Annotated in this window: 10 protein-coding genes; 3 read left to right on the top strand and 7 right to left on the bottom strand. The window is 46.0% G+C overall.

The genetic code is table 11. The features are described 5' to 3' along the window. Window positions 1–186 precede the first annotated feature (186 nt). Window positions 187–717, bottom strand: a complete 531-nt coding sequence (locus ACLTL4_RS04760; RefSeq protein ID WP_173896182.1) for a hypothetical protein — start codon at window positions 715–717, stop codon at window positions 187–189. 188 nt (window positions 718–905) lie between these two features. Here ACLTL4_RS04760 and ACLTL4_RS04755 point away from each other — a divergent pair, with 188 nt between their 5' ends. Beyond that, window positions 906–2,144, top strand: a complete 1,239-nt coding sequence (locus tag ACLTL4_RS04755) for a Y-family DNA polymerase (protein ID WP_412320288.1) — start codon at window positions 906–908, stop codon at window positions 2,142–2,144. A gap of 4 nt (window positions 2,145–2,148) precedes the next feature. On the opposite strand, the gene ACLTL4_RS04750 is transcribed toward ACLTL4_RS04755, so the two are convergent. The 4 genes from ACLTL4_RS04750 to deoD are packed head-to-tail and all read right to left on the bottom strand — an operon-like array spanning window position 2,149 to window position 5,579. Next, window positions 2,149–2,754, bottom strand: coding sequence for a flavin reductase family protein (locus ACLTL4_RS04750; protein ID WP_022118375.1), 606 nt, complete (start codon window positions 2,752–2,754; stop codon window positions 2,149–2,151). 15 nt (window positions 2,755–2,769) lie between these two features. Further along, window positions 2,770–4,428: a putative manganese-dependent inorganic diphosphatase gene (locus tag ACLTL4_RS04745; RefSeq protein WP_022118374.1), complete on the bottom strand. Its 1,659-nt coding sequence runs from the start codon at window positions 4,426–4,428 to the stop codon at window positions 2,770–2,772. Window positions 4,429–4,444: 16 nt separating this feature from the next. Continuing rightward, window positions 4,445–4,849 carry a cytidine deaminase gene (locus tag ACLTL4_RS04740; RefSeq protein ID WP_022118373.1) on the bottom strand — a complete coding sequence of 135 codons (405 nt, stop codon included), beginning with the start codon at window positions 4,847–4,849 and terminating at the stop codon, window positions 4,445–4,447. Between the two features lie 16 nt (window positions 4,850–4,865). Further along, the gene (gene deoD / locus ACLTL4_RS04735) at window positions 4,866–5,579 is read right to left on the bottom strand and encodes a purine-nucleoside phosphorylase (protein ID WP_022118372.1); all 714 of its coding nucleotides are present in this window, start codon (window positions 5,577–5,579) and stop codon (window positions 4,866–4,868) included. A 207-nt stretch (window positions 5,580–5,786) separates the two neighbouring features. Between deoD and ACLTL4_RS04730 the strand changes: the two genes are divergently transcribed. Continuing rightward, a complete protein-coding gene (locus tag ACLTL4_RS04730) occupies window positions 5,787–6,791 on the top strand; it encodes a S1 RNA-binding domain-containing protein (protein WP_022118371.1) in 1,005 nt (334 codons plus the stop codon). A 317-nt stretch (window positions 6,792–7,108) separates the two neighbouring features. Here ACLTL4_RS04730 and ACLTL4_RS04725 read toward each other — a convergent pair whose 3' ends face one another. Next, complete coding sequence (locus ACLTL4_RS04725) at window positions 7,109–7,645, bottom strand: cob(I)yrinic acid a,c-diamide adenosyltransferase (protein WP_022118370.1); 537 nt, start codon at window positions 7,643–7,645, stop codon at window positions 7,109–7,111. A gap of 102 nt (window positions 7,646–7,747) precedes the next feature. Further along, the gene (locus tag ACLTL4_RS04720; protein ID WP_173896177.1) at window positions 7,748–8,803 is read right to left on the bottom strand and encodes a PTS transporter subunit IIC; all 1,056 of its coding nucleotides are present in this window, start codon (window positions 8,801–8,803) and stop codon (window positions 7,748–7,750) included. A gap of 283 nt (window positions 8,804–9,086) precedes the next feature. Between ACLTL4_RS04720 and ACLTL4_RS04715 the strand changes: the two genes are divergently transcribed. Next, entirely contained in the window at window positions 9,087–10,256 is a 1,170-nt protein-coding gene (locus ACLTL4_RS04715) for a serine hydrolase (protein WP_412320287.1), read from the top strand. Window positions 10,257–10,529: the final 273 nt, after the last annotated feature.

Genomic DNA, 10,529 nt, shown 5'->3' with positions numbered 1-10,529 from the left:
TCCCACTGAGAAAGACTTGTTATTACTCACCACTTGCAGAAGTGGGAGTCTTCTCAACTGAGATAATACGACTGAGATGAGAACTGCTGTATGACCTCAGCAGTCCCCTCCATTGTAATGTCTTTGCTTTAAAACCACAACTTAAATTTTTTTAAACTGACCTCCGTCTGCCCCTTTTGTTTCGGTTCAGTATCTCCTGCGGCAGCTTCGCCGTCTGCACCTCCTGCGGTACATTTCCTGATACAACAGCACCTCGATCATATCCCCCAGCCAGTTTTTATGCGGCGGATAACGTCTCCTTACCTCCTGCTGCATAACCATCGCCTGATCCCGGTCATCCTCCTCTTCGACCGGATATTTCTCCTGAACCTTATCATAAATCCGGTTTTTGATCCGCTCAAACATCACCTTATCCGGATACTCATCAAACATCATGCTGCCGTCGTACTCCATCTGGTCACACTCATCCTCCACCACACTTAGAACATCCTTCGCCACCTCCGGATAAAGTTCCTTCATCTTCTTCATGTCCCGCTCATTTTGCATCTCATCCAGATACGCCTGCGGATACATGTTTGCCGGATAAACAGGATAACCACCTGCCATGCCCATCCACGGTGCCATCGGGCTTTCCACCGGCATCATCGCTCCCGGCATCGGATAACCCTGATGATATGACATAAAATTCCACGGAAATTTTTCTTCAAAAGAATCCATGATTGTCTCACTCCACTCGCAAAACATTTGCTATAAAATATGCTTTCCCCTGTGCAGACGTGAAAAAAGTGGTACAATAAATGATGCCAAGGATGAAAAAGTCCAACGTCGTTCTTGCTTGCAAGATAAGACGATTGACCTTTTCATCCGCTTAAACATGAGGATAAAGCAAACCGAGGTGTCCCCACATGCGTACGATCTTTCATATTGATGTAAATTCCGCTTATCTAAGCTGGACGTCTGTCGAAAATTTAAAAACAGGAAACGGTCCGGATCTGCGAGAAATCCCTGCCATCATCGGCGGCGATCAGAAGACACGCCACGGCGTTGTCCTCGCCAAATCCATTCCGGCAAAAAAATTCGGCATCCACACAGGCGAACCTGTCGTGAATGCCTTAAAAAAATGCCCAAATCTTGTAATGGCACCGCCCAACCACGACCTTTATCATGCGTACAGCTGCCGCATGATGGACTTTCTGCACAGCCTGACTCCTGATATTGAACAGGTCAGCATTGATGAATGTTTCCTGGATTTTACCGGGATTTCCCATCGCTATCCGTCACCTTACACCGCTGCCAGATACATCAAGGACGAAATCCACAGCCGCTTTGGCTTTACCGTAAATGTCGGTATTTCTTCCAATAAACTTCTGGCAAAAATGGCATCGGATTTTGAAAAGCCGGATAAAATACACACTCTGTTTCCAGACGAAATCCCGCAGAAAATGTGGCCTCTTCCGATCGGAGAACTGTTCATGGCAGGCAAATCTTCCGTGAAAGCTCTGAACAACCTCGGCATCCGCACCATCGGAGAACTTGCTGCCTCCGACCCGAAACTGATCACGCTCAATCTGAAAAGCCATGGAACCATGCTCTGGAATTACGCAAATGGCATCGATAACAGCCCGGTCTGTTCCACCCCGGCGGAGGCAAAAGGGATTGGAAACTCTACCACTCTGTCCTCCGACCTGACAAAAGAATGCGAGGCTGTACCGATCCTGCACTCCCTTGCAGAAAGTGTTGCATCCCGCCTGCGAAAAGCACACAAAAAAGCCGGCAGCATCTGTGTGGAAATCAAATACTACGATTTTCAGTCTGTTTCCAGACAAACCCAGATTGATATTCCAACAAATTCTACCGACCTGATCACTCAGACCTCTAAACGGCTCTTCCACGAACTCTGGAATCAGCAGCCCGTTCGCCTGTTAGGTATCCGCACTACCAAACTCGTCGATGAAAATGAGCCCGTCCAGCTTTCCTTGTTTGACCTGGATTTTTCCGATATTTCTGCAAACAAAACAAATGCCAATGCCGATTTTCCGAAAAAACCATCCCCGGAAAAACAGAAAAAACTGGATGCAGCACTTGATTCTATTCGCAAAAAATATGGAAAAAAAGCGGTGACACGAGCAAGTGAGATGGAGTAAAAAACTACCTCTCCACTTTCTTCTTTCTTCTCTTCTGTGGCTTTTTCGTCTTTTTCTTCACAGAATACCCGAACGTCCCGATCTCTTTTCCGAGATCCAGATATTCTCCGTGCGAATATGCGATCAGCCCGCTTTTATTGAGCTGAAATTTTCCATTCTCATCAAGATATTTTTCATCAACATGAACTGCCAGTACTTCTGCGAGGAACATATGGTGCGAACCGAGTTCTTTCTTCTCGGTGATACGGCACTCGATATTGACCGGTGCTTCCGCGATCAGCGGTGCTTTGACCTTCGTTGCTTCCACCGCAGTCAGCCCGGTCTCTTTGAATTTATCGACATCCCGGCCGGAACGTACGCCGCAGTAGTCAGTTGCCCGTGCCAGCTCTTTTGTTGTCAGGTTGATGACAAATTCTCCTGTCTCATCCAGAATATCATACGAATAACGCTGCGGTCTTACCGAAATATAAACCATCGGCGGGTTGGTACAGACGGTTCCCGTCCACGCCACCGTGATGATGTTTGGTTTCTCGCCCTCCCTCTGACAGCTGACCATCACTGCCGGAAGCGGATAGATCATATTTCCCGGTTTCCAGATTTGCTTTGCCATAATTATAATTGCCTCCTACTGCTGCATTGCCGTCATAAAGCTCGGGATCAGCTGTTTCTTTCTGGAAACAACACCCGGCAGGATCACAGACTGCTCGCCTTCCTGCGGCTCTTTGTGGAACGCTTCGCTTACCACATTTTTGCTGTCTCCGCCGTAGAACAGCAGCTCTGTGCTTTCGTTGATAATATCTGTCAGCATAAAGAACAGCATGGATTCTCCGTGGCTTCCCAGAGCCTTTTCCATATATGGAAGCAGTTCTTTCTTGATCTCGGTCAGCTCATCCGCATTTACAGAAGTGATCTGTCCAACGCCAAAGCTGGATTTATTTAACTCAAATTTCTTGAAATCCTGATAGAAGATTTCTTCCGGTGATTTATTCTTTAAGTTGCTTCCCGCTGCAAACATCTCGGATGCCAGCTCTTCGCATTTGACACCGGCGATCTCCGCCAGCTTTTCTGCCGCTGCCTTGTCCATCGCCGTACAGGTCGGAGAACGGAACATCAGCGTATCCGAAAGAATTGCAGAACAGAGCAGTCCGGCAATATTTGGCTCGATCGTCAGATTTTTTTCCTGATAAACCTGATACAGAATCGTTGCCGTACATCCAACCGGCTGATTGCGGAAATAAACCGGAGCCATCGTCTGCAAAGATCCGATCCTGTGGTGATCGATGATCTCCAGAATCTCTGCACTTTCGATGTTGTCAACCGCCTGCGAAATTTCATTGTGATCCACAAGGCAGAGCTGTCTGCGTTTGATACCCAGCAAGTTACGTCTGGAAACCATTCCCACATATTTTCCGTGTTTATTCAGAACCGGGAAATCTCTGTGACGCAGTTTTGCCATAACTTCTTTGATATCATCCGTATAATCGTCAATGCTGAATTTCACCAGATTCTCACTGGTCATAAAATGTTTCACCGGCATACTCTGATTGATCAGTCGTGCAACCGTATAAGTATCATGCGGAGAACTGATCACAAAACATTCTCTCTCCTCTGCCAGTCGGCGGATCGTCTTCGAAATCGGAACACCCATACAGACAATGATACAGCTTGCCCCCATCTCGATCGCACAAAGCTGAGCCTCATAACGGTTTCCCAGAATCACCAGATCATTCTGCTCCACACTTTGTTCCATCACTTCCGGGCTGGATGCCGCGATCAGCACCTTTCCATCCGTAAAATGTGCATGCTCATTTCCAACGATCATCGTTCCATCTACTGTTTCCAGAATGTTGCGATACGGCGTTCTTGCCTCAGAAAGCGCTGCATTGTTGTAAACATCCATGTACGATTCTGTAATGTCGTTTGTCGTGATCAGACCCTCCAGCTCCTGATTCTGATTAAGGATCGGAAGGGTAAATACATTTTCATTCCGCATCAGCGTCCATGCTTTTTTCAGAGAAATTTTACTGTCCACTCCACCGACTTTACGCACATCCATGTCTTTGACACGCGTACCGACATTCGGCATATAGCCCGGTGTATTCATCTGAAAACGTTTCAGCACATACAGCGTTTCTTCGTTGATCTGACCGGCACGCTTTGCCTCGTAAACGGGATTTTCCTCCGTTCTGTTTTTGATATCTGCATAAGCGATCGCAGAACAGATCGAGTCCGTATCCGGATTCTTGTGTCCGATCACATAAATTTTCCTCTTATTGTTTTCCATAATAGCCTCCATATGATTATAACGTAAAACGCTCCGGCAGTAACTGCTCCAGTGTATAACTTTTCCAGTTTTCCGTATCTTTTGCCAGCAGAATCTCAAAATCTGCTTTGCAGAATTCTGCCATCACCTGACGGCACACGCCGCACGGCGGACAGTAATCTCCGGCTTCGCCCCGTTTATTTCCGACGATCGCTATCGCCGTAAAATCCCGCCTGCCTTCTGACACTGCCTTAAAAAATGCTGTCCGCTCCGCACAGTTGCCCGGCGAATATGCCGCATTCTCAATGTTGCAGCCCTGATAGATCTTACCGTCTTCTGTGAGCAGTGCCGCCCCGACCAGAAACTCTGAATACGGTGCATAAGCCTGCTGCTGTGCCAGAAAAGCCTGTCTTACCAGCTCTTTTCTATCTCTGTCATCCATCCTGCAAATCCCTCCGTTATTCAGGTGCGATTTCAAGTGCCAGTTCCATCATATCATGAAAACTCTTTTCACGTTCTGCTGAGTTTGTCGCCTCTCCGGTAACAATGCTGTCCGAGATCGTACAGATCGCAAGAGCCTGTTTTCCGGTTCTCGCCGCATTCATATACAATGCCGCCGCTTCCATTTCCACGGCCAGTACGCCCATTTTCCGCCAGTTCACATCCAGGTTGGAATCGCTGTAAAATGTATCCGAAGAAAGCAGATTTCCGACCATATAATGCAGACCTTCCCTTTTTTCTGCCGCTTCCACTGCTTTTCTCAAAAGTGGAAAAGATGCCGTTGGAGCAAAGCTTCCCGGAAGCTGATACTGTGCCGCAAAATTCGAATTTGTGCAGGCACCGATGCCAAATACCAGATCCCGCAGATGCAGATCTTCCCTGAGTGCACCTGCCGTGCCGATCCGGATAATATTTTCCACATCATAACCATTGAACAGCTCATAAGAATAAATGCCCATTGAAGGCATTCCCATGCCGCTCGCCATCACAGAAACTCTCTTGCCCTTATAAGTTCCCGTATAACCTGACATCTGGCGCACCGAGTTGACCAGAACTGCATCTTCCAGATAATGTTCCGCTATAAATCTCGCCCGCAGCGGATCACCCGGCATCAGTACTGTTTTTGCAAAATCACCCTTTTTTGCCTCTATATGAGGTGTCGGAATATTCATAAGTCCATCCTTTCCGCAGACACCCGTCTGCTCCTGTTTTTATTATTTTAGCATTTTTGGATGTCATGGTCAAAAGTTATTTCCCAAGTTGCTTTACAAATTCATCGCAAAAAGGTATATTGGAATCATATTTTACAGACCCGGCAGCAAGTCTTCCGGTCTGCATCTTTTTGCCTTAACACTACAAAATCAACAGGAGGTATTACAATGTCAGAAGAATTAAAAACATCTGAAGAACTCGCAGCAGAAGCCGAAACTTCGGCTGCTGAAACACCGGAAATCACCGAAACTGCCGCACCGGAAGAACCGGCAGAAACCATGGCTGATTACGCTGAAGAACTGGAAGCTTCTTTCAAACAAATCCATGAAGGCGATATCCTCACCGGAACCGTAATCGGTGTTTCCGAATCTGAGATCACACTGGATCTGAAATACTACACCGAAGGTATCATCCGTCTGGAAGATTTCACAAGCGATCCTGGATTTAATCTCAAAGAAGATGTTCACATCGGTGATGAGATCTCCGCAACCGTGATCCGCAGAGATGACGGAGAAGGCCACATTCTGCTCTCCTCCAAAGAAGCGAATGACATTCTCGCATGGGACAAATTCAAAAAATACATGGAAGAAGGCACCAACCTGACCGTTAAGGTCGGTGGCATCGTAAAATCCGGTGTGGTTGCATACCTGGACGGCATCCGCGGTTTCATCCCGGCATCCAGGCTTTCCCTGAACTATGTAGAAGAAGACGCTCTGAACGACTGGCTCGGCAAAGAACTGGAAGTCCGTGTCATCAATGCTGATACTGAAAACAAACGTCTCGTCCTTTCCGCAAGAGAGATCCTGCGTGAGAAAGCAGATGAAGAACGCAAAGCAAAAGTTTCCAACGTTCAGGTCGGACTCGTTACCGAAGGAACCGTAGAGACCATCAAACCTTACGGTGCATTTATCAACCTTGGAAATGGCCTGTCCGGTCTGCTGCACGTTTCTCAGATCTGCGAAAAACGTATCAAAACACCGGCAGCTGTTCTGTCCGAAGGTGATACTGTAAAAGTCAAGATCACTGCGATCAAAGACGGAAAACTGAGTCTGAGCATGAAAGCCCTGAACGATGTAGCTGCAGAAGAAGTCGAAGAAGAGACTTTCGAACTTCCGGAGACAGAAGCCGCTACCACAAGTCTTGGCTCCCTGTTCAAAAACATTAAGCTTTGATGTTACGATGAAAAGATGCATACGAATTGTTCCGTACTTTGTACTCCAACAATTCCGTCATGTATTAGTACATTCCAACAAAAAACAGGTCTGTTCAAGACCTGTTTTTGTTATTTTCACACACTTTTCACAGAGTGTTCATATTCTATTCATACATCATTGTTACTATGTAAACAGTTCAAGAGCGAAAGCTTTTGATACACTTTACACAAAGCAATAAATTTTTTCATAATAGCCTCCAATGTACCAGACATTGGGGGCACTCCTCATTTTACGGATATTTTTGTGCCGGATTTCACACACTCTCCGATTCGTTTCTATTTTTCAATCCCCATTCTGGATGCCTGACCCTCATCAAACGGATGCTTGATCTTTTTGATCTGCGATACATAGTCTGCCGCAGCGATCATCGCCTCGCTTGGTGTATTTCCGGTCAGGATCACTTCCAGCTTGTCCGGTTTCTTTTTCAGAAAGTCAAGTACCAGCTTTTCATCCAGCAGTCCCGCACTAATCGTATAGATCGTCTCATCCAGAAAAAGCACATCGAAATCTTCCTCCACCGCTTTCTTTGTCACCTTCTCAAACTGACTGTTATAGAAAGCAAGACGTTCTTTCTTTTCCTGTTCCGTCATCTGAAAGCTGAATTTCTCCTGATCCAGTCCGTTTACGATTGAAACATTCTCTATCTTTTCCAGAATGTTTCGTTCACTCGTCTTGTTGTTTTTCATAAACTGATAGATCAGTACACGGTAGCCATAACCGGCTGCCCGCACACAGAGTCCCATTCCTGTTGTTGTCTTTCCTTTTCCGTCCCCGAAATAAATATGGACAAGCCCTGTTCCTTTTCGATTCATAATTTCTTTTTACACCTCCTGCATATTTGATCAAATCAGATGCATAGGAAATCTGATACATGATTCTGTCGGAATCACTTTGCAGGAGGCTTAAGCTCACTCCTACAGTTCCAGTTTCATATCGCCGTCTTTGATCCAGCCTTTTTTTCTCATAAATTCGGACACTGCCAGTGTGATCACTGCCGGCAGCACAATCTGGAATACCACAATGATGATCATTGTCATGGTACCTCCGATTTCCGGTGCCATCGTCTGATAGGTCATGATCTGCCCTACAAATCCTGCGGTTCCCATACCGGAGCCTGTTGCATTGCTCGTCATTTTGACCAGCATTGTGCTGACCGGTCCCAAAACGGCACTGGAAACAATCGCCGGAATCCATATGATTGGTTTTCTTACAATATTCGGCACCTGCAGCATAGATGTTCCAATGCCCTGTGCCAGAAGTCCGGCAACCTTATTTTCACGATAGCTTGCCACCGCAAATCCTACCATGTTACAGCAACATCCAATCGTCGCCGCACCGGCTGCAAGTCCGGAAAGATTTAAAATAATACCAAGAGCCGCAGAACTGATCGGCAGTGTCAGGATCATTCCCATCAGCACGGAAACCACGATTCCCATGATAAATGGCTGCTGTTCTGTTCCCCAGTTGATGATTGCACCAAGTCCGGTCATAAATTTGGAAATCGGCGGTCCTACGATCAGACCGACTGCACATCCGGTTACGATCGTCACGATCGGCGTTACCAGAATATCTACTTTTGTCTTACCGGAAACCAGATGTCCCAGTTCAATTCCTGCAAATGCCGCTACAAATGCACCGAGCGGTTCTCCAGGCCCTGCCAGAACAACGCTTCCGTCAACCAGAAGTGAACCTGCCAGAATCTTACTTGCAAATCCTCCTGTCATGCCGGCCGTTGCCGCAGAAAGCACCACCAGCGGACTTTCCTGATAACGGTGTGCCACACCGACACCGATACCAGCACCGGTCATCGCCGCTGCCATCTTTCCCATGATAAAAAGCATGTCTCCAATGTTTCCGCCGATCAGATTTCCAATCTGTTGGATTATTGTACCAACAATCAGTGTAGAAAACAAGCCCAAAGCCATGCCACTCAAACCATCAATAAAAATGTGGTTCAGTAATTTTTTCATGCCTTTCTTTCCTCCTCGATAAAGTTTTCCCGGTCAGACTGCCTGTATGCACTTCCCGGAGTGAGTTTACACCTTTATATTGATTCTTCAGCAATGTCATTTCAGGTGTCTTGTCACCTTGAGAATGTAGCATATTTTCCAGCATTTATCAAGAATATTTTTCTGTCTGAACTCTTTACAGAACGAAAAGTTTATTGTATGATTCAGAATGATGTCAGAGCATTGGCAGACATTGTTTTGTATCTTGATCCATCAAACTGTTTTTCAGGAGAAAGGATGTAGCATGACCTCTAAGAAACTGAAAAAAACTTTTACTGCTGCCTTTTTGTCCGGCAGTATTCTTTTACAGAATTTTCCTGCTTTGGCAGCTGCTTCTGATACAACAGACTGGCTGAAGGAATCGCCGTTCCGCCAGGATATAACAACCGAAAAAAGTACTCCGACAGAATCCGTTCCGTCCGAAACCGAAACGGTATCCCCTGAAACATTAAGCACTTTTCAGACCGAAGCGGAGACAGAAGCTGAAACGGAAATCCCGGAAGAAAGCAAGTCTTCCAATAACACAGCTTCTTTTCTTATGGCTGATAATTCCGATACCTTTTCACAGATTCTGCAGGAAGCCACTCTTACACCTTCCTACACTTTTGATTCTCTGAATCAGGATTTTTCCTGGAAAGAGCTGAAAACAGAGCTTACCAGACGCGTCAACAGCTATTCTTCCAAGTGGTCTGTTTATCTGAAAGACCTGACCACCGGAAATGTGATAAGCATCAACGAACGTGCCCAGGAGTCCGCAAGCCTGATCAAACTTTATGTGATGGGAGCCGTAATGCAGGAAATCCAGAACGGCAATCTGGAAATGAATGACACGACCAAACATCTTCTCGATGAAATGATCACAGTCAGCGATAATTCTGCCACAAATGAGCTGGTCCGTTATCTGAACAAAGATCACGACCACAAAAAAGGCATGAAGAAAGTAAATGCTTTCATAAAAGCACAGGGATTTGAATATACGCACGAATACAACGGTCTGGAAGACACCAGTCTGTGGTACGACGCTGATACCAAAAACACAACTTCCGCCAAAGACTGCGGTCGCCTTCTGGAACGTATTTACCGCGGAGAATTTATCTCTCATCTCGCTTCCTGCCAGATGGAAGAACTTCTGTTAAATCAGCAGGTTACCTACAAAATCCCATCCACGATCCCGTCGGAATCGCGTGTTGCAAACAAAACCGGTGAGACTTCCGACTGCGAAAACGATGCAGCAATCGTCTACACACCAAAAGGCGATTATATTTTATGTATCATGTCCTGCGAGGTTTCCAGCAAAAGTTCTGCCGTAGATTCTCTTCAGGAAATGTCCTCCCTGATCTACAGCTACTTTATGAACCGTGACACCTCAAAAGTCAGCCGCCAGGTGGAGGCTACTGCAAAGGAAACCGATTAGGTTTGATATACAAAATGTAAAATTAATAAATTTTATGTTGTATGTTGTCAATTCATTTTATATATGCTAGACTAATAGTAATCAGATTAGAGCTAACGTAGGAATAGTCTGGTGGTTGTTCCTTCCGGAAACGGAAAGGAGATATTGTATGAATACACTTGAAGTATTAACACTTGTGCTTGTAATTTTTGCAGTACTTACATATATTGACAACCACCGTAATTCAAGTCGAACGCACGTGAGACTTGGTGCGTGATTCTGGTCAGCGAAAGC

Origin of the sequence: Hominisplanchenecus sp., from assembly GCF_046967715.1 — a bacterium.
Classification (GTDB): domain Bacteria; phylum Bacillota; class Clostridia; order Lachnospirales; family Lachnospiraceae; genus Hominisplanchenecus; species Hominisplanchenecus faecis.
The sequence above is the reverse complement of the archived record's forward strand: the minus strand, read 5'-3'. Positions and strand labels throughout refer to the sequence as shown.